17 protein-coding genes are annotated in these 17,263 nt (G+C 70.0%); 9 read left to right on the top strand and 8 right to left on the bottom strand.

The features are described 5' to 3' along the window. The first annotated feature begins 23 nt into the window (after window positions 1-23). Entirely contained in the window at window positions 24-749 is a 726-nt protein-coding gene (locus KGD87_RS01020) for a hypothetical protein (protein WP_284665723.1), read from the top strand. Window positions 750-817: 68 nt separating this feature from the next. Here the strand turns inward: KGD87_RS01020 and KGD87_RS01015 are convergent, their stop codons facing one another. After that, window positions 818-1,744, bottom strand: a complete 927-nt coding sequence (locus KGD87_RS01015) for an acyl-CoA dehydrogenase family protein (protein ID WP_284665722.1) — start codon at window positions 1,742-1,744, stop codon at window positions 818-820. Window positions 1,745-1,984: 240 nt separating this feature from the next. Between KGD87_RS01015 and KGD87_RS01010 the strand changes: the two genes are divergently transcribed. Together KGD87_RS01010 and KGD87_RS01005 are read left to right on the top strand one after the other, a co-directional pair. Beyond that, a complete protein-coding gene (locus KGD87_RS01010) occupies window positions 1,985-2,416 on the top strand; it encodes a hypothetical protein (RefSeq protein WP_284665721.1) in 432 nt (143 codons plus the stop codon). Window positions 2,417-2,434: 18 nt separating this feature from the next. Continuing rightward, window positions 2,435-2,830 carry a hypothetical protein gene (locus tag KGD87_RS01005; RefSeq protein WP_284665720.1) on the top strand — a complete coding sequence of 132 codons (396 nt, stop codon included), beginning with the start codon at window positions 2,435-2,437 and terminating at the stop codon, window positions 2,828-2,830. Window positions 2,831-2,936: 106 nt separating this feature from the next. Here KGD87_RS01005 and KGD87_RS01000 read toward each other — a convergent pair whose 3' ends face one another. Further along, window positions 2,937-3,581 (bottom strand): SET domain-containing protein, encoded by a 645-nt coding sequence (locus tag KGD87_RS01000; RefSeq protein ID WP_284665719.1) that lies wholly within the window; start codon window positions 3,579-3,581, stop codon window positions 2,937-2,939. A 95-nt stretch (window positions 3,582-3,676) separates the two neighbouring features. Here KGD87_RS01000 and KGD87_RS00995 point away from each other — a divergent pair, with 95 nt between their 5' ends. Then, entirely contained in the window at window positions 3,677-4,051 is a 375-nt protein-coding gene (locus KGD87_RS00995) for a DUF423 domain-containing protein (protein WP_163784655.1), read from the top strand. A 71-nt stretch (window positions 4,052-4,122) separates the two neighbouring features. Here KGD87_RS00995 and KGD87_RS00990 read toward each other — a convergent pair whose 3' ends face one another. Beyond that, window positions 4,123-5,070 carry a 1-phosphofructokinase family hexose kinase gene (locus KGD87_RS00990; protein ID WP_284665718.1) on the bottom strand — a complete coding sequence of 316 codons (948 nt, stop codon included), beginning with the start codon at window positions 5,068-5,070 and terminating at the stop codon, window positions 4,123-4,125. Between the two features lie 231 nt (window positions 5,071-5,301). On the opposite strand from KGD87_RS00990, the gene mug reads away from it, so the two are divergent. Beyond that, on the top strand, window positions 5,302-5,802 hold the full coding sequence (gene mug / locus KGD87_RS00985) for a G/U mismatch-specific DNA glycosylase (protein WP_350102655.1): 501 nt from the start codon (window positions 5,302-5,304) through the stop codon (window positions 5,800-5,802). A 131-nt stretch (window positions 5,803-5,933) separates the two neighbouring features. Continuing rightward, window positions 5,934-6,521 (top strand): GAF domain-containing protein, encoded by a 588-nt coding sequence (locus KGD87_RS00980; RefSeq protein ID WP_284665716.1) that lies wholly within the window; start codon window positions 5,934-5,936, stop codon window positions 6,519-6,521. A gap of 11 nt (window positions 6,522-6,532) precedes the next feature. Here the strand turns inward: KGD87_RS00980 and KGD87_RS00975 are convergent, their stop codons facing one another. Beyond that, a complete protein-coding gene (locus KGD87_RS00975) occupies window positions 6,533-7,366 on the bottom strand; it encodes a 3'(2'),5'-bisphosphate nucleotidase CysQ family protein (protein WP_284665715.1) in 834 nt (277 codons plus the stop codon). 36 nt (window positions 7,367-7,402) lie between these two features. Next, window positions 7,403-9,886, bottom strand: coding sequence for a sensor histidine kinase (locus KGD87_RS00970; RefSeq protein ID WP_284665714.1), 2,484 nt, complete (start codon window positions 9,884-9,886; stop codon window positions 7,403-7,405). A gap of 202 nt (window positions 9,887-10,088) precedes the next feature. Between KGD87_RS00970 and KGD87_RS00965 the strand changes: the two genes are divergently transcribed. Together KGD87_RS00965 and KGD87_RS00960 are read left to right on the top strand one after the other, a co-directional pair. Next, window positions 10,089-10,577, top strand: a complete 489-nt coding sequence (locus KGD87_RS00965) for a GNAT family N-acetyltransferase (RefSeq protein WP_284665713.1) — start codon at window positions 10,089-10,091, stop codon at window positions 10,575-10,577. A gap of 96 nt (window positions 10,578-10,673) precedes the next feature. Beyond that, window positions 10,674-12,134: a serine hydrolase gene (locus KGD87_RS00960; protein ID WP_284665712.1), complete on the top strand. Its 1,461-nt coding sequence runs from the start codon at window positions 10,674-10,676 to the stop codon at window positions 12,132-12,134. A gap of 76 nt (window positions 12,135-12,210) precedes the next feature. Here KGD87_RS00960 and KGD87_RS00955 read toward each other — a convergent pair whose 3' ends face one another. Beyond that, a complete protein-coding gene (locus KGD87_RS00955; protein WP_284665711.1) occupies window positions 12,211-13,899 on the bottom strand; it encodes a glutamine--tRNA ligase/YqeY domain fusion protein in 1,689 nt (562 codons plus the stop codon). Window positions 13,900-14,097: 198 nt separating this feature from the next. Further along, the gene (locus tag KGD87_RS00950; RefSeq protein ID WP_284665710.1) at window positions 14,098-15,255 is read right to left on the bottom strand and encodes a glycosyltransferase; all 1,158 of its coding nucleotides are present in this window, start codon (window positions 15,253-15,255) and stop codon (window positions 14,098-14,100) included. A 197-nt stretch (window positions 15,256-15,452) separates the two neighbouring features. Here KGD87_RS00950 and KGD87_RS00945 point away from each other — a divergent pair, with 197 nt between their 5' ends. Further along, window positions 15,453-16,346, top strand: coding sequence for an alpha/beta hydrolase (locus KGD87_RS00945; protein ID WP_350102652.1), 894 nt, complete (start codon window positions 15,453-15,455; stop codon window positions 16,344-16,346). Here the strand turns inward: KGD87_RS00945 and KGD87_RS00940 are convergent. Continuing rightward, window positions 16,316-17,065, bottom strand: a complete 750-nt coding sequence (locus KGD87_RS00940; RefSeq protein ID WP_284665708.1) for an arginyltransferase — start codon at window positions 17,063-17,065, stop codon at window positions 16,316-16,318. The two genes, KGD87_RS00945 and KGD87_RS00940, sit on opposite strands and share 31 nt — an antisense overlap. Window positions 17,066-17,263 lie beyond the last annotated feature (198 nt).

Below are 17,263 nucleotides of genomic sequence, written 5' to 3'. Positions count from 1 at the left end.
ATTTTTCCCGGAGCCCCCTGGCCATGTCCCGCATCGACAGCCGCCCCCGCGTCATCTCGAACCCCACCACCGCGCCCGAGCGGGCCCAGCCGGAAGCTCGGCAGGCGGCCAACGTGGCCCGCGCCACCGCTGTCGGTCACACGCAGGTGAACTCCTTCGAGTCCGCGGCCCGGGCGCGCCCGGCCGTGGCGGCGCAGCCGATTCCCGGCGCGTGGCGTGGCGGCCCGGACACCGAGGTGGGCCGCGCGGTGCAGTCCATGGTGTCGCGGCTCCAGTCGAACCCGGACGCGAACAACATCACCATCAAGGGTGACACCGCGGCCAGCCTGTTCAGCCGGGCCATCCTCGACAGCAAGCACGTGACGAACGAGCAGCTCATCGCCATGGCGAACGTGCCGCTGGAGAGCCTCGCCAGCGACGAGAAGACGAAGGCGAAGGTCTACAAGAAGGTCCCGAACGCGCGCGACCTGCCGGTGCACAAGTTCACCGTGGCGATGATGTCCGCCGCGACGGGCATCGACCCGCAGAAGCTGTCCGAGGCCGTGCCGGACCTGGGCCTGACGGGCGCCCCCAACACGCCGCTGCTCTACGCCGCCAAGGGCGAGGGCATGCAGCGCTCCACCGCGCTGCACGACTTCACCGACTACCTGCGCGGCGCGGGCATCAAGGGCCTGAACAAGGCGGTGTGGGGCGTGGAGAATCGCGTCCTCTCCGCCATCGTCTCCGCCGTGGGCGGCGGGCGCTACTGAGCACCGCCACCGCGCAGCGGTAGCACCGGGGCCGGGCGCTCCTTCGTGGAGTCCCGGCCCTTCGTTTTTCAGGCGCCCTGGATACGCTGCCGGGCCGCCACCAGTCGCTTCGCGCGCACCTTGCCGGCGACGCCCAGCAGCACGCGGTCGCGGGTCCAGCGCTCTTGGGTGAGCGCATCCGTGGCGGCCCAGAGCGGCTCGCACCGCTCCAGCACCGCGCGCTTCGTCAGCGCGAGCCCTCCGCCCAGCGCCACGTGCGTGGACGCCGCCGCGGGGTCCAGTTGCGCCAGTCCTCGCATCATCACCGCCAGGGCGAGCAACTCCTCGCGCACGTCGTCCGGCCAGCCGCCGCGCCGCCCCACCTGGAGCAGCCAGCCCAGCATCGCGAGCTGGACGTGGCAGTCCTCCACGGTGCGGAAGGGCTTGAGGTAGCGCGCGTAGCCGTCTCCGGGCAGCACGTCCTCCGGGGCCACCGCCACGTCCTCCAGCGACAGCTCCGCGTGGGGAACCTCGGGGATGAAGGGCAGCTCCGGGAGCGCGCTCAGCCGCACACCGGGCCGCTTCGCGTCCACGGCCACCATGCGCAGGCGGTTGCGGCCCTGGGCGTCCTGCCCCTCTGAAGCCACCACCAACAGCAGCTCCGCGCGCGTGCCCAGCGTGACGAACGTCTTGGTGCCCGACAGGCGCAGGCCCGCGCCGGTCTCCGTCAGCCGCGTCTCGATGGCGTTGGGATGCGCGCCGCCCGGCTCCGTGGCGCACAGGGCGATGGGCCGATCCCCCGGGAGCTCTGGGAACAAGCACCGGTGCGCGGCGTGGTAGCCGGACGCGAAGGCGAACCCCAGCCGGTCAGCCAGGAAGCCCCCGGCCAGCGCCAGGTCGGCGGGCGCGGTGAAGCGGGAGGACAGCGCCAGGTGACGCCGCCACCAGTCGTCCACGGAGTTGAGGATGTGGGGCTCGGCGGATTCGGTGAGCAGGAAATGGAGGACGTCGTTCACGCCTCGGAGTCTACGCCGGGACGCGCCTGTCCCGGACGATGAGCCTCACCGAATCCCTGGCTTGACCCGAATGACTGTCGGGGCGCTGGACCGCGACGGCGGTGTTGACGTCTGGAAATCAGGACAGGCAGAGTCCTGGCCGTGCGCATGGGGCGCGCACCGCTTCGCACCGGGGGATGATAGATGTTGCGTGGAAGGCTCAAGAGAATCGAATGTAGGATTTTGACCTGTAGCGCCTTGGTGGGCGTGACTGTCCTGTCATTGATGTCGAGCGCCTCACCCGCATCCCGCACCGTCGACGAAGCGCCCAGGCCGAGCCTCAGCGAAAGCGATCGCGCGGACCTCGTCGAGTTCCTCGATGCGCGGACCCGCACCCCGCCGTCCGAGGAGACCCTCGCGGACATCGCCACGGAGCCGTTCGGCGCCCGCTACCTTCCGACGCCGTCGGCGTCCAAGACAAAGGCCCGGATGGGCACCTGTTCCTGCCAGCATCGGGACGTCCACACCTCGGCGAAGGCAAGCTGCCTGGATTTGCGCAAGGCGGGTGTCTGCGCCGCGCCGTACAAGGGAACGGGCATGAACAAGGCACAGTGCCAGAATGACGCGCGCGACAACGCTGGCGCGAAGTGCAAGAACTGTCTGGGGCATTGCCATTTCACTCCCGCGAAGTGAGCGCGGAGGAGACCCATCGTGACGACGCTCGCGGAGACCACGTTCCTCAATGTCGACCTGATGCTGGAAAGCCAGACAGGCGTGTCCAGACTGCTGACCGCGCTCGGAGCGGCCATCACCGTGCTGAACAATGAGGAGGGCCGCGCAAGCCTGGAGCTCGCCGAGCAGCCCGCCTCGCCCGAAGACGCCGTGGAGCGGCTGTTGTCGCTCATCGACGCCCTGCCAGCAGAGGCTCGCGAGGAGTGGGCACGTTGCACGTCACGCACGCTGGACGTCGGCATCCAATCAGGTGCCTCGCCGTATGCGGCAGCCTTCCGGTTGTCCTCGACGGTGCTGGCACGCGCCGCGCGCCTGGGCGCGGACGTGGTCTTCACCCTCTACGCATGTCCGCCGCCGTCCTCGAGCGTGCCTTGACGCAAGGGCCCCGAAGCAACCGCTGAATCCGCGCGGAAGGGGGCCCCGGCCATCGCTGGAGGTCAGGCCCTCCCTCATGGGGAAGGCGCTGCCCCCGCGAACAGGTTCAGCCCGCGCGCTTGCGGCTGGGCGACTTCGCCCGCTTCGTCGACTTGCGGGTGTCGGCGGAGGACTTCTTCCCCGCCGCCTTCTTGGCCCCCGCGTCCTTCTTGCTCCGGGACTTGGACTTCGACGCGGACTTGGACTTCGACGCGGACTTCTTCCGGGCTGGCGCCTTCTTCTCCGGGGCCAGGATGGTGCCCCGGCAGTTGGGCGCGCCGCAGCGGCAGACGTAGAGCGCCTCGGCGTCCGGGCCCATGTCCTCGGTGCGCTCGTAGCCGTAGTCGTACACCAGCTCATCACCGGGCTCGATGGTGGTGAGCGCGTAGATGTAGATGTGGCCCTTGTCGATGAGGGCTTCGCAGTTGGGCGCGCACGAGTGGTTGATGTAGCGCGCCTCGTTGTGAATCGTCCCCGCGTCCAGCACCGTCCTCTTGTCGAGGTTGAACAGGAACGTGTGGTGCCGCGCCATCGCCTCGTCGTCGTAGCGGACGTCCGCCTCCGCCTGGGTGATGCGCTCACCGAGGTACTCGATGATGCGCGTGCCCTTGCGGATGCGGCGGATGGCGAAGGCGCCCAGGCCCTGGATGGAGGACGGGTGCAGCTCGAAGGGAAGCGGCTTCGTGGAAGGAATGAAGTTGGGTGAGGTCATTCTGTTGTGAGCGCCCCAGGTGTTGATGTCGGCCAGGACGCTCCGGCTGCGGCGGTGTAGCGTGCACCAGTCCGAACCACGATGAAAGGTGAACGATGATGCGGTGGTGGCTCGTCCTGGGTGCCGTGAACGCGTTCCTCTCCGTCAGCGCGGGGGCCTTCGGCGCGCATGCGCTGCGAAGCCGGCTGCCCCAGGACCTCCAGGTCATCTTCGAGACAGGCGCGCGCTACCACATGTACCACGCGCTGGGATTGGTGGCCGTGGGCCTGCTGGGGCACTTCCGCCCGTCGGCCCTGCTCAACGGCGCCGGCTGGGCGATGCTGGTGGGCATCGTCCTGTTCTCTGGCAGCCTCTACGCGCTCGCGCTCTCCGGCGTGCGCGTGCTGGGCGCCATCACCCCGCTGGGGGGCCTGGGCTTCCTCGCAGGCTGGCTCCTGTTCGCGGTGGCCGCCTGGCGCACCACGAGCTGAGCCGCGCTCACTCCCTCCAGGACGGGGGCAGCGGGTAGTACCGCCCTCCTTCCCACGGCGAGCAGGCACGCCTATGGACGCGACACCAGCTCCGCCTTCACCTGGGCGAAGAGCCGCTCCACGTCCGCCCGGGAACACAGGTCCGTCCCCTGGGTGAGCAGCGCGGCCGTCCCGGAGGCGATGCCCCAGCGCAGCGCGTCCTCTGGGGACTGGCCCCGCGCGAGCGCAAGCGTCATCCCCGCGACAAAGCTGTCCCCCGCGCCCACCGAGCTGCGCGTCTGCACCGGAGGCGGCGTCGCCCGGAGCTGGGCGGTGCGCGTCGTCACCAATGCGCCGTCCGCGCCCATGGACACCGCCAGCACCTCGGCGCGGCCCTGGGCCACCAGCTCTCGGGCCGCGGCGGCCTGGGTGGCGAAGTCCTCCGTTGACACGCCGCTCAAGTCCCGCAGCTCGCGGCGGTTGGGCTTGGCCATGAACACGCCCTCTTCCAGCGCGGCCCGCAGCGGCGGCCCGTTGGTGTCCACCACCACACGCACGCCCAGGCGTTTCCCCAGCCGGGCCACGCGGGCATAGAAGTCCTCCGGCACGCCGGGCGCCAGGCTGCCGCTGGCGACGATGAAGGCCGCGCCCACGGCCACGTCCTCCAGCGCGTCCAGGCAGCGCTGCCACTCGAGCTCGGACAGCGTGGGCCCCGGCAGGATGAAGCGGTACTCGCGCGCCCCCGTGCCTTCCGCCACCGTGAAGCTCTCCCGGGTCGCGTCCCGCAGCGGCACGGAGCGGCGCAGCAGCCCCTTGGCCTCCAGGAGCTCCTCCAGCAGGCTCCCGGTGGCCCCGCCCCGCGTGTAGACGGCGATGGACTCACCGCCCAATTCCCGCACCACCCGCGCCACGTTGATGCCGCCCCCACCCGGGTCCCTGCTCACGGGGCCACAGCGCAGCTTGTGCTCCGGGGTGACCTCCGGCACGGACGTGGCCACGTCAATGGTCGGGTTGAGCGTCAGGGTGACGATGTGCGGCATCGCGAAGGGCCTCCTGGGTGCGTGGGCGCGAAAGCGCCGAGCCTGCCCCACCCCGCGCGCCTTCGCCAGCCATCCGAGCGCGACAGGTCGCTCCGTCCCACGGGCAACACCCCACCCGCCGCATGGGGCCCTGGGGGCTTGCCTTCCCAGGTAGGCTCGCGAAGATGCGCCCCCATGACACCGCTCCGTCGCCCCTCACGAGATGAGCTGGACGCAGCCACCGGTCGCACCATGCCGGACGTCATCGCTCCCCGGCTGCGCGTGCTCTTCTGTGGCATCAACCCCAGCCTCTACTCCGCGGTGGTGGGCTACCACTTCGCGCGGCCCGGCAACCGCTTCTGGCCCACGCTGCATGCCGCGGGCATCACCCCGCACACGTTCCAACCCACGGAGCAGGACGCCTTGCTCGCGCTGGGCTACGGCATCACCAACGTGGTGGACCGCGCCACCGCCACCGCGGACCTGCTGAACCCCGCCGAGCTGGCCCAGGGCGCGAAGGCGCTGGAAGCCAAGGTGGCGCGCTACCAGCCCCGCTACCTCGCGGTGCTGGGCGTGAGCGCCTACCGCATCGCCTTTGGCCGTCCCAAGGCCGCGCTGGGCTCGCAACCCGAACGCCTGGGCGACACGCGCTTGTGGGTGCTGCCCAATCCCAGCGGGCTCAACGCGCACTACCAGCTCGACGCGCTGGGCCGCCTCTTCGCCGAGCTGCGACGCGCCGTGGAGCAGGGCTGACGACTCCCGGTGCGAGTCTGCGGCGCCGCGCACACCGTGCCTTGACCCATGGGTGCGCCCGCATGCGACGCTCCCCACCAGGTTCCCCCCGACCTGCAAGACAACAGGCGCCCCCACCTGGAGCAGACCCCATGGCCTCGAAGGCTTTCGCAGCAATCATGAACGTGTCGCAGCTGCTCCTGGAGCGCGGCTTCGAGACCGCGACCGTCTCGGAGGCCCTGGGCAAGGTGGGCGTCGCGCTCGACGTCGACCGCGTCTACATCTTCGAGAACGCCACCAGCCCCACGGGCGAGGCGCTGTGCCACCAGCGCTACGAGTGGACCGCGGCCGCGGCCTCCGCGCAGTTGGACAACCCCGAGCTCCAGAACGTCTCCTACGCGGAGGTCCTCCCCTCCTGGGTCGGGCCGCTGTCCTCGGGCAAGGCCATCCAGGGACCGCCCCGGGAGTTCGCGTCGCCCGCCCGGGAGCTGCTGGAGAGCCAGGACATCCGTTCGCTGCTGGTCTGCCCCATCACCGTGGGCGGCGAGTGGTGGGGCTTCGTGGGCTTCGACGACTGCAGGACGGAGCGCCAGTGGCCGCCACTGGAGGTCTCCGTGCTCCAGGCCCTCTCCAACGCGCTGGCCGGCTCGCTCCGCCACGCGCGGCTGCGCAGCATGCTGTCCGGCGTGCAGTCCCAGCTTCGCACCATCATCCAGCGCTGCGAGACGACGGCGTCCTGAGCCGCGAGGCCTCAGCGAAGGAGGCCGGCCTCGCGGGCGAACCCGGCCACCACGGGCGCCACGTGCGCGAAGGCGGCGGCGTTGCAGGCCAGCAGCCCCCGGCGGTTCTGGAGCTCCGAACCGTCATAGGCATACGGCGTCCCACCCAGGTCCGTGAGGATGCCGCCCGCCGCGCGCAGCACGGCTTCGGGGGCGCAGTTGTCCCAGCGGTAGCTCTTGTCGCTGACGTGCAGGTAGAGGTCGCACGCGGCCTCCGCCAGCAGGCCGCACTTGAGGCCCACCGAACCACACGCCTGCTCATGGGTGATGCCCAGCCGCCGGGCCACCGCGTCCGTCAGGCGCGAGCGGTGTGAGCGGGACACCACCAGCCGCAGCGCGGACGGCTCCGCCGTGTCCGACACCCGCAGGGCACGGCGCCCCTTCGCGTCCTCCACGAAGCCGCCCTGCCCCACCACGCCCCCATACAGCGTATCTCCGACGGGCCGGTACACGACGCCCAGCGTGGCCTTCCCCGCGATGGCGAGCCCGATGTGGATGGCGAACTCGCCGTTGCGGTTGACGAACTCCTGCGTGCCGTCCATGGGGTCCACGAACCAGCAGCGCTCGAAGCGGCTCGCGCCGGAGGTGTTGTCGGACTCCTCGGCCACCACGCCGTCCGACGGGAAGGCGGCGCGCAGCGCTTCCACGATGAAGGCGTTGGCGCGCTCGTCGGCCTCGGTGACGGGCCCCATGCCGCCCGCCTTGTCATGGACGGCGAAGCGCGTGGCGTAGACCTCCAGGAGGATGGCTCCCGCCTGACGGGCAACGCGGCGGGCGGTGTCGAGTTCGGCATCGAGCGTGTGCATGAAGTGGCCGCAGTCTGCCCCTCCGCCCTCCTCCAGTCACGGGTCAGTGGGCGCCGGAGGAAGGTCGACGACGAAGGTGGCGCCCTTTCCCGGCAGGCTCTCGACGCGAATCGTCCCACCGTGCGCATCCACCAGGCGCCGGGTGATGAAGAGCCCCAACCCCAGGCCTCCGTAGTTGCGGGACGCGGCGCGCTCGAAGCGCTCGAAGATGCGCGACTGTGCCTCCAGGGGAATGCCCATTCCATGGTCCTGGATGCGGATGCGAGCGTCCTCCCCGACGCGAGACACCTCCATGCGGATGGGCGCGCCCGCGCCGTACTTCATCGCGTTGGTCAGCAGGTTGATCATCACCTGCTCTACCCGGAGCCGGTCCCACCGCCCCAGGACAGGCGCGGGCGCCACCAGCTTGAACACGCAGCCCGCCCGGCCCATCTGCCCCCGCAGGTGTCCCGTGACGTCGCGGGCCACCACCGCCAGGTCCATGTCCTCGCGCCGCAGGTCCACCTGGCTCTCGTTGACGCGCGACACGTCTAGCAGGTGCTCCACCAGGTGCGACAGCCGCCGGAGCTGGTCCCCGAAGACGTCCAGCATGGCGGCCACCTTCTCCACGGGAATCTGGCCGGACTCCTGCCGCGACAGGGTGCGCGTCAACTGCTGCACGCGCAGCTTCATGGAGGTGACGGGCGTCTTCAGCTCATGCGAGGCAATTGACAGGAACTCGTCGCGACCGCGGATGGACTCCTGGGCCTTGCGATAGAGCTCGGCGTTCTCGATGGCGAAGGCGGCGCGCTGCCCCAGCTCCTCGGCCAATGCCCATTCGCGGGGGCCATACGGACGCCCCGGCTGTGCCGAGACGACGGACAGCACGCCCAGGATGGGGCCCCGCGCCCGCAGCGGGACGTTGAGTGATGCCCGAGCGCTCAACGCCCTCACCGCGCTCCACCGCTCATCTTGAAGCCCCTCCGGGTCCAGCAGGCCCACGGCATCCGGGGACGACTCCGAACGTCCCGTCTCCAGCACCCTGTAGGGCCCCTCCCGCTGACTGGAGGCGGGGGGATGGGCCTGGAGGAACTCGCGAACGGTGCGGCCCCCTTCGGGTGAACTGGCGGCCACGGCCACGGGGCGCAGCGCCGCGTCCTTGTCCAACAAGGAGACGACGCACAGCTCGCCCAAGGTAGGGACGGACAACTCCGCCACGCGCTGGAGCGTGGTCTCCGAGTCGAGCGACGTCACCAGCGCCTGGCTGGCCTCCGACAGGAAGCGCTGCCCCAGCTCCAGTTGCTTGAGCTCGGTGACGTCGGTGGAGATGCCGCACAGCGCGTACAGCGTGCCCGACGAGTCGATGAGCGGGAACTTCTGCGTGAGGTGGGTGTGGACGCCGTCATCCAGGGGGATGCGCTCCTCCCGCTGGACGAGCCCCCGGGTGTTGAAGACGGCCTGACTCGTCTCATGGAAGCGCGCCGCCAGCGGCCCGGAGAAGAGGTCCATCGTGGACTTGCCCGCGACCTCCTGGAGCGTGTGGTGGAAGAGCCGCTCCCACTCGCGGTTCACGAAGATGTAGCGCTCCTGCCGGTCGAGGATGAAGAACACGGCGTTGGCGTTGTCCAGGATGGCGCGCAGCCGCTTCTCGCTCTCGGCGAGCGCGTCCTCGGCGCGCTTGCGCTCCGTCACGTCGGTCAGCACCGCGAGCGAACGAACCATCCGGCCCGACGCGTCCCGCTCCGAGATGGCGGAGAGGAGGACGTCGAGCACCTCGCCGTTCTTCTTCACAATCTGGTACGACACGTCCTTGCAGACGCCCGTCTTGTAGAACGCTGGCAGGACGTGCTCGGTCGCATACCGGCGAGACTCCGGCGTGAAGAAGTCCACGGAGCGGCGGCCCAGGACCTCCTCGCGCGAATAGCCCAGGGTGCGCAGCCAGAACTCGCTGACGCTGAGCAGCCGGCCCTTTGCATCGATGGAGTGCATCATCGCGGGCGTGTGCTTGTAGAGGCTGCGGTACTTCTCCTCCTCCGCGCGAAGCGCGGCCTCCGTCTGTTTGATGGCGGTGATGTCCCGGAACACGGACACCGCGCCGTACGCCTCTCCCGCCGGGTCGGTGAGCACACGCGCGCCCACCAGCAACCAGAGGCCCTTGGGGTAGCGGGCGTTGCGGACGTAGAGCTCCGCCTGGTCCACCGCCTCGCCACGCAGCAGGGCGCGGCTGAGCGGTAGCTGCTCGGCGGGATAGGGCGTCACGGTGTCGGGGAGGTAGAGCCCGAAGTACTTGGGCCACTGGGACATCGGCATCTGCGGCGGAGGCAGGGCGCCGAAAAGTTGCTGGGCTGTCGGGTTGAGGAGGATGAACCGACCGTGCCGGTCCACCACCGACACGCCATCTCCCATGCTGAGGAAGACGGCCTCCAGGATGCCGAGCGGGCTGCCCCCCTCTTCGTCCGCGAAGGCATACCCTTCGGGCCGCGTGCCATCTTCCCGGGCGAGCGGAGCCGACATCCAGGTGCTGTCTTCCAGGTGGTCCATGGGAGGGTCGCGTCCAGCGCAAGGAGGCAACGAGGCGCCTTCCCCGTTGGCGTGCCTCCCGTCCACCAACGGTTTCTGGACGCCCTTCCTCGTCAACAATGTTGTCTCGTGGCCACGCCGCCAAGCCGCGCATTCCAACGAGGCCATCGCTCGGTGAAGAGGCCCGTTATAGGAAGGGGCCTCCCCGTCGCTTGGAGTCGCCATGCCCGTCACCCTCCGTCCCGCCAGGCCCTCGGATGAGCCCGCCCTGGGCCGCATGGGCGCGGCGCTCGCCCGGCAGCACCACGCCTTCGACACCGCGCGCTTCATGCTGCCGGACGACGTGGAGTCGGGCTACCGCTGGTGGCTGGGCCGCGAGGCGAAGAAGCCCGACGCCGTTGTCCTGGTCGCGGAGCTGGACGGCGAGGTCGTGGGCTACGCCTACGGCCGCGTGGAGGGCGTGGACTGGAATGCCCTGCTGGACCGCAGCGGCGGCTTCCACGACCTCTGGGTCGAAGCGCAGGCCCGCGGCGCGGGCGTGGGCGTCCTGCTCGCGGAGGAGATGATGAAGCGCCTGACGGCCCTGGGCGTGCCGCGCGTCGTCCTCCACACCGCCGCGCGCAACGCGACCGCGCAGCGCCTGTTCGCGAAGCTGGGGTGGCGCCCCACCATGGTGGAGATGACGCGCGAGGCGCCCGCGGCGAAGGACTGAGCCTCCACCCGCGGCGCCACCTCCCCGCGTCCCGGGAAATCGGATGCAATCAGCCGCTCACGGAGACGTACTGGCCGCAATGAGAGAGAGGTCGGAATGGGCTGGCTGAGCGGACGCTTCATGTGCGTCCTGATGGCATGGGTGCTGGCGGCGCCGCTGGCGGAGGCGGCGAACCGGAAGCAGGAGGTGGACCGGTACATCAGCGGGTTCCACCAGAAGGGCCTGTTCAACGGCACGGTGCTCGTGGCCAATGAGCAAGGCCTCCTCCTCAAGAAAGGCTACGGCTCCGCGAACCTCGAGTGGAAGGTGCCCCACGCGCCGGACACGAAGTTCCGCATCGGCTCCATCACCAAGTCCTTCACGGCGACCGTCGTCCTGCAGCTCGTCGCCGAGGGGAGGCTCCAGCTCGACGACCCCATCACGAAGCACCTGCCGGACTACCGGGGCGACACCGGTGGGCGCGTCACCATCACCCACCTGCTGAACCACACCTCCGGCATTCCCAGCTACACGTCGGCCCCCCACTTCAAGGCCGACTCGGTCAACCCCTACGGCGTCGCGGAGTTCGTGAAGAAGTCCTGCAGTGGCGACCTGGCGTTCGAGCCCGGCACGAAGTACGCGTACAACAACTGCGGCTACTACCTGCTGGGCGCCCTCATCGAGCAGCTCACCGGCCAGACGTATGCGCAGGCCGTGCAGGCGCGCATCTTCGGGCCGCTGGGCATGAAGGACTCCGGCTATGACGTCACCGCCACGGTGCTGCCCAAGCGCGCCAGCGGCTATGCGCCCACGCCAGGCGGGTACGTCAACGCGCCCTACCTCGACATGGGCCAGCCCTATGCCGCCGGCTCGCTGTACTCGACGGTGGAGGACCTGTACCGGTGGGAGCGGGCCTTCCACGGCGACACCCTGATGCCCGCGGAGCTCAAGCAGAAGATGCTCACCCCGGGCCTTCAGCGCTACGGCTTCGGCTGGGTCATTACCCCCATGCAACTGCATGACGGCAAGACGCATGTTCCAATCATCTTCCACAGCGGCGGCATCAACGGCTTCTCCTCCCTGCTGGTCCGCGTGCCCGAGCGCAAGGAGGTCGTCATCCTGCTCGACAACACCACCCAGGGCGGCCTCCAGGAGATCGCGGGCGGCGTGCTGAGCATCCTCCGTGGCATCGCCCCCCGGCCGGCGCGGATTCCCATCGGCAAGGTGCTGATGGAAGCCCTCGGCAAGGGCTCCGCCGCCGAGGCCATCGCCACCTACCGCGCGCTGAAGAAGGCGAAGGAAGCCCAGTACGACTTCGGCGAATCGCAGTTGAACACGGTGGGCTACCACCTCCTGCGCGGCGGGCGCGTGGCGGACGCCATCGCGGTGTTCAAGCTCAACGTCGAGATGTTCCCCAAGGAGGCCAACTGCTACGACAGCCTCGGCGAGGCCTACGCGGCGCACGGCGACAAGGAACAGGCCATCGCCAACTACCGCAAGTCCCTGGAGCTGGACGCCAAGAACGAGCACGCGGTGAAGATGCTCGAGGCGCTCGAGCAGCCCGCCGCGACGCGGTAGGCCGCGAGCCTCCCGACGAAAGTACCGTGCCGGGTGCCGCCAGCGTGGGCGGCACCCGGAAGGCGGGCGCCAGGGACTACTTCCCCTTGGCCTGCTCCTTCGTCCACGAGTCCTTCAGCGTCACCGTGCGGTTGAAGACGGGCTTGCCCGGCTTCGAGTCTTTCGGGTCCACGTAGAAGTACCCGGTGCGCTCGAACTGGTAGCGCGACTCCACGGCGGCATCCGCCAGCATCGGCTCGACGCGGGCGTCACGCAGCGTCTGCAGGCTGGCCGGGTTGAGGAACGTGGTGAAGTCCTTGGCCTCGTCCGCGTCCGGCGCCTCCACGGAGAAGAGCCGGTCATAGAGGCGCACCTCCGCGATGGGCGCGTTGCCCGGCACCCAGTGCAGCGTGCCCTTCACCTTGCGGCCGTCCGGCGCGTTGCCGCCGCGCGTGGCCGCGTCGTACGAGCAGCGCAGCTCCACCACGTTGCCCGCGGCGTCCTTGATGACCTGCTCGCACTTGATGAAGTACGCCGAGCGCAGCCGCACCTCCTTGCCGGGCGCCAGCCGGAAGAACCCCTTCGGCGGGTCCTCCATGAAGTCGTCCGCCTCGATGTACAGCTCCCGCATGAAGGGCACCTGGCGCGTCCCCAGCTCCGGCTTCTGCGGGTGGTTCTGCACCTCCAGCAACTCCGTCTGCCCCTCCGGGTAGTTCTCCAGCACCACCTTCAGCGGGCGCATCACCGCCATGGCGCGCGGGGCCGTCTCGTTGAGGTCCTCGCGGATGCACAGCTCCAGCAGGCTCATGTCGATGAGCTGCTGCGCCTTGCCCACGCCCACGCGCGTGGCGAAGTCGCGGATGGACGCCGGGGTGAAGCCGCGGCGGCGAAGGCCGGCAATCGTCATCATCCGGGGGTCATCCCACCCCGTCACGAAGCCCTCCGTCACCAGCTTGAGCAGCTTGCGCTTGCTCATCACCGTGTAGTTGAGATTCAGCCGGTTGAACTCGTACTGGTACGGCCGGTCCCCGGCGACGAGGTTGCCGACAATCCAGTCGTACAGCACGCGCCGGTTCTCGAACTCCAGCGTACAGATGGAGTGGGTGATGCCCTCAATCGCGTCCGACAGGCAGTGCGCGAAGTCGTAGAGCGGGTAGATGGGCCACGCGTCGCCGGTGCGGTGATGGTGGGCGCGCCGGATGCGGTAGATGGGCGGGTCGCGCAGCACCGGGTTGGGCGACGCCATGTCAATCTTCGCCCGCAGGGTGTGCTGGCCGTCGGAGAACTCGCCCGCGCGCATGCGGTGGAACAGGTCCAGGTTCTCCTCCACGGAGCGCTCGCGGTAGGGGCTGTTGCGCCCCGGCGTGGTGAAGTCGCCGCGGTACTCGCGAATCTCCTCCGGGGACAGGCTGCACACGTACGCCTTGCCCTGCTTGATGAGCTGCACGGCGAAGTCGTAGAGCTTCGGGAAGTAGTCGGACGCGAAGAACTTCCGGTCCGCCCACTCGAAGCCCAGCCACTTCACGTCACGCTGGATGGACTCGACGTAGTCGCTGTCCTCGGTGACAGGGTTGGTGTCGTCGAAGCGCAGGTTGCACTTGCCTCCGTATTGCTGCGCCAGCCCGAAGTTGAGGCAGATGGACTTGGCGTGGCCGATGTGGAGGTAGCCGTTGGGCTCGGGCGGGAAGCGGGTGTGCACGCGGCCCGCGTGCGTTCCCTTCCGCCGGTCTTCCTCGATGATTTCCTGGAGGAAGTTCAGGCCCTGCGTTTCGTTCGTCGTCGTCATGATGGGGGTGAATCCTCGTGAAGCAGCCGGGGGCCGGCAAGGGATTCCTACCTCAGGTGCCGCCCGGCCGGGCCTCCAGACGAAGGCTGGCGCCTTGAAGCGCGCGGATACCTCGCCCAAGCCGTGAAGGAGAACCCCGGCGGAGGCCCACTTCATCCCCCCGTCCGGAAGGCGAGGGGCCGGGCCCCTCCCCCTCTGTCAGAGGGACGCGAGCAGGGACTCCCAGGCCTTCAGGGCGCGGTCGGCGGACAGCGCCTCGGCGCGCTGCCGGGCCCGGGCGGACAGGTCGGCCCGGTGCACGTCGTCCTGGACGATTCGCGCCAGGGCGTCCGCCAGCGCCTGGGGCTGCTCCATGGGCACCAGGGCGCCGTGCTTGCCATGCTCCAGCACCTCCGCGGGGCCGGAGGGGCAGTCGGTGCTGACCACGGGGCAGCCCAGGGCCAGCGCCTCCAGCAACACCATGGGCAGCCCCTCGAAGCGCGAGGACAGGGCGAAGGCCGCCGCCCGCCGCATCAGCGCATGCGGGTTGGGCGCGAAGCCCGGCAGGAAGACGGAGTCCTCCACGCCCAGCGACTTCACCAGCGCCTTCAGCTCCGCCTCCAGCGAGCCTTCCCCCAGGATGAGCAGGTGCTGGTCCACCCCGGCCTGGCGCATCAGCGCGTGGCTCCGGATGAGCACGTCGAAGGCCTTCTGGTGCTCCAGCCGGCCCACGGCGATGACCACCGGCTTGCGGAAGAGAGGCTCCGCCCAGGCCGGCAGCGGCTGCTCACCGGCGGCGCGCACGCGGTCGCCGTCCACGAAGTTGGGGATGACGTGGAGCTGCTCCGGTCGCACCGGCACCAGGTCCTGGAAGGCCTTCGCCGAGTCGTGGCCGCACGCGACGACGCGGCTCATGCGCGGGTAGAGCCACCGCAGGCCCCAGAGCTGCCGCCGGGGCTGCTCCAGGTGGAAGGCGCCCCAGTCGAAGTGAATCATGCCCACCACGGGCTTGCGCAAGAGCCGCCCCACCAGACACGCCAGCAGCGCCGCCCGGCCCTCCTGCCCCGCGACGATGACGTCCACGTCGCGCGCCTCGCGCACCAACCGCCAGAAGAAGCGCGGCAACATGCCCCGCCGGTACTCGAAGGCGTCGGTGCCCCAGACGACCTCGGTGCGTTGCGGAATCCGGTCGCTCTGGCTCTTCGGATGGGGCCGGTGGTGGAAGAACATCTTCGTGTCGAACCGGCTGGGGTCCAGCCCCGCCAGCACGTTGCACACGGACCGTTCGATGCCGCCCGAGCCCAGGAACACCAGCGTGAACAGCACCCGCTTCCGCGCGGGGACTGGAGGCGCCTCGCCCTGTGTCGTTACGAGCATCACCCGCACTCTCGCGCGCTTCGAGACACCGCCGTCCAGAACCTTCGGAGTGACAGGGCTCCCCCGGCTCCATCCTGACCCACCTGCGGTGTAACCAACTTGCATTCGCTCCGCCACCCCCCGGCTCAGCTAGGGTTCGCTTTATTCCAAGCCAATTCTAGATATCCGTGAAAACACGCACTCACTTCCGCTGCCTCATGGCGCTGGCGCCCCTCTGCGTGTTGCTCGCCGCCGCGGGGTATCTCGCAGTCAACGGTCATCGCATGGGTCAGGGCCTGCTGCATCCGCGGCCCATTCCGGTGACACGTCCACTGGCGGAGCCGGTGCTGTCGCCGCTGGAGGACGTGGCCTTCACCACGTCCGACGGCGTGCCGCTCAAGGGCTGGTACGTGCCTTCACGCAACCGCGCCGCGGTGGTGCTGGTGCACGGCTTCGCGGACAACCGCGCGCAGTTGCTCTTCGAGGCCCGGACGCTCGCGGGAGCGGGCTACGGCGTACTGCTGTTCGATTCGCGCGCGCACGGCGAGAGCGGCGGCGACACGGTGACGTGGGGAGACCGGGAGCGGCGCGACGTGACGGCGGCGCTGGACTTCGTCTCACGGCGCCCGGACGTGGACCCGGGACGGCTGGGCCTCTTCGGCTTCTCCATGGGCGGCGCCACGGCGCTCCTGGTGGCCAGCGAGGACGCGCGGGTGAAGGCGGTGGCCGCCGCGGGGGCCTACCCGGCGCTGGAGGCGGACATCTACGCGGGCTATGGCCGCTGGGGTGCGCTGAGCGCGGAGCCCGTGCTGTGGACGCTGCGCCGCGCGGGCGTGACGGTGGACGCGGTGCGCCCCATTGACGGGATGTGCCGGCTGGGCGGCCGGCCGCTGCTGCTGGTCAACGGCGACGTGGACCCGGACGCGCCCGCGAAGCTCCAGGCCAGCCTCTTCCAGGCCGCGTGCGAGCCCAAGTCACTCTGGGTCGTCGAGGGCGCGGGCCATGGCCAGTACGCGCGCGTGGCGCCGGAGGAATACGCGCGCCGGCTGCTCCAGCACTTCGGCGCGGCGCTCGACGTGCCTCAGGCCTCCTCGGGCGGCGCCACCCACTGAGGCGCGGCGTCCAGCTCGGGCCGGTCCTCCAGCAGCTCGTGCGGACGGAAGGCGCCCTTGTAGCGCAGGGACGCGCACGCCAGCACGCGGTAGCCCAGGTAGACGTGGGGAATGCCCCGCGCCTTCGCCAGCGCCACCTGGTGCAGCACGTTGGCCGTGCCCAGCGACAGGTGCGCGTAGGCGGGGTCGTAGAAGAAGTACACGGCGCTCCAGGCGCGCGGCGTCTCGTCGCAGATGCCCACGCCCACCAGCCTGGGGCCGCCCTCCGCGCCGTCGTCGTACCACGCCACCTCGCGCGCGGACGGGTGCGGATAGGAGAACTGGAGCGAGTACTCTCGCGCGGTGATGGGCGACGGCGCCCACTCGCGCGCCACCTCCCGCTCCGAATGCCATTGGCGGTACAGGGCCAGCCGCGCGTCATCCACGCGCGGCGGCCCCACCTCCACGCGCAGATGCGCGCACGCGGCACGCGCCCGGCGCTGGCTGCGGTTGGGCTGGAAGCCCTCCACGGGGAGGCGCAAGGACACGCAGGCCTGGCAGTCCGCGCACGCGGGCCGGAAGTACACCAACCCGAAGCGGCGCCAGCCCCGCACCAGCAGATGCTCGTACTCCTCCGGCGTGACGTCCTCCAGCACGAGGTTCTCGAGCGAGGCCTGCCGCTCTGGCAGGTAGCTGCAGGCCCGGGGCGGCTCGACTTCGTGTGCCAGGAGGAACGCCATGTGTGGCCTGTTCCTGTCGCGCCCGCCGCCCGGCGTCAAGTCTGACCCGGTGTGTCGAAGCCTCCTCTTCCGGGCAGACACCCGCTTCCTAGAGGGGAATGCGTCACCCGTGGCGCGCCCGTCTGCCCAGCCAGCAAGCTGGCATGACGCCTGCAAAACCAACGGCCAGCCTCACGGAGTCGAGGCAGGAGGATGACC

This window comes from Myxococcus sp. SDU36, assembly GCF_030168875.1.
GTDB classification, from domain to species: Bacteria; Myxococcota; Myxococcia; order Myxococcales; family Myxococcaceae; genus Myxococcus; species Myxococcus vastator.
The sequence above is the reverse complement of the archived record's forward strand: the minus strand, read 5'-3'. Positions and strand labels throughout refer to the sequence as shown.

Coding starts and splice junctions, on each gene's coding strand:
- KGD87_RS01020 (WP_284665723.1), top strand. CDS start 24: ATGTCCCGCATCGACAGCCGCCCCCGCGTCATCTCGAACCCCACCACC.
- KGD87_RS01000 (WP_284665719.1), bottom strand. CDS start 3,581: ATGACCTCACCCAACTTCATTCCTTCCACGAAGCCGCTTCCCTTCGAG.
- KGD87_RS00995 (WP_163784655.1), top strand. CDS start 3,677: ATGATGCGGTGGTGGCTCGTCCTGGGTGCCGTGAACGCGTTCCTCTCC.
- KGD87_RS00990 (WP_284665718.1), bottom strand. CDS start 5,070: ATGCCGCACATCGTCACCCTGACGCTCAACCCGACCATTGACGTGGCC.
- mug (WP_350102655.1), top strand. CDS start 5,302: ATGCCGGACGTCATCGCTCCCCGGCTGCGCGTGCTCTTCTGTGGCATC.
- KGD87_RS00980 (WP_284665716.1), top strand. CDS start 5,934: ATGGCCTCGAAGGCTTTCGCAGCAATCATGAACGTGTCGCAGCTGCTC.
- KGD87_RS00975 (WP_284665715.1), bottom strand. CDS start 7,366: ATGCACACGCTCGATGCCGAACTCGACACCGCCCGCCGCGTTGCCCGT.
- KGD87_RS00970 (WP_284665714.1), bottom strand. CDS start 9,886: ATGGACCACCTGGAAGACAGCACCTGGATGTCGGCTCCGCTCGCCCGG.
- KGD87_RS00965 (WP_284665713.1), top strand. CDS start 10,089: ATGCCCGTCACCCTCCGTCCCGCCAGGCCCTCGGATGAGCCCGCCCTG.
- KGD87_RS00960 (WP_284665712.1), top strand. CDS start 10,674: ATGGGCTGGCTGAGCGGACGCTTCATGTGCGTCCTGATGGCATGGGTG.
- KGD87_RS00955 (WP_284665711.1), bottom strand. CDS start 13,899: ATGACGACGACGAACGAAACGCAGGGCCTGAACTTCCTCCAGGAAATC.
- KGD87_RS00950 (WP_284665710.1), bottom strand. CDS start 15,255: ATGCTCGTAACGACACAGGGCGAGGCGCCTCCAGTCCCCGCGCGGAAG.
- KGD87_RS00945 (WP_350102652.1), top strand. CDS start 15,453: ATGGCGCTGGCGCCCCTCTGCGTGTTGCTCGCCGCCGCGGGGTATCTC.
- KGD87_RS00940 (WP_284665708.1), bottom strand. CDS start 17,065: ATGGCGTTCCTCCTGGCACACGAAGTCGAGCCGCCCCGGGCCTGCAGC.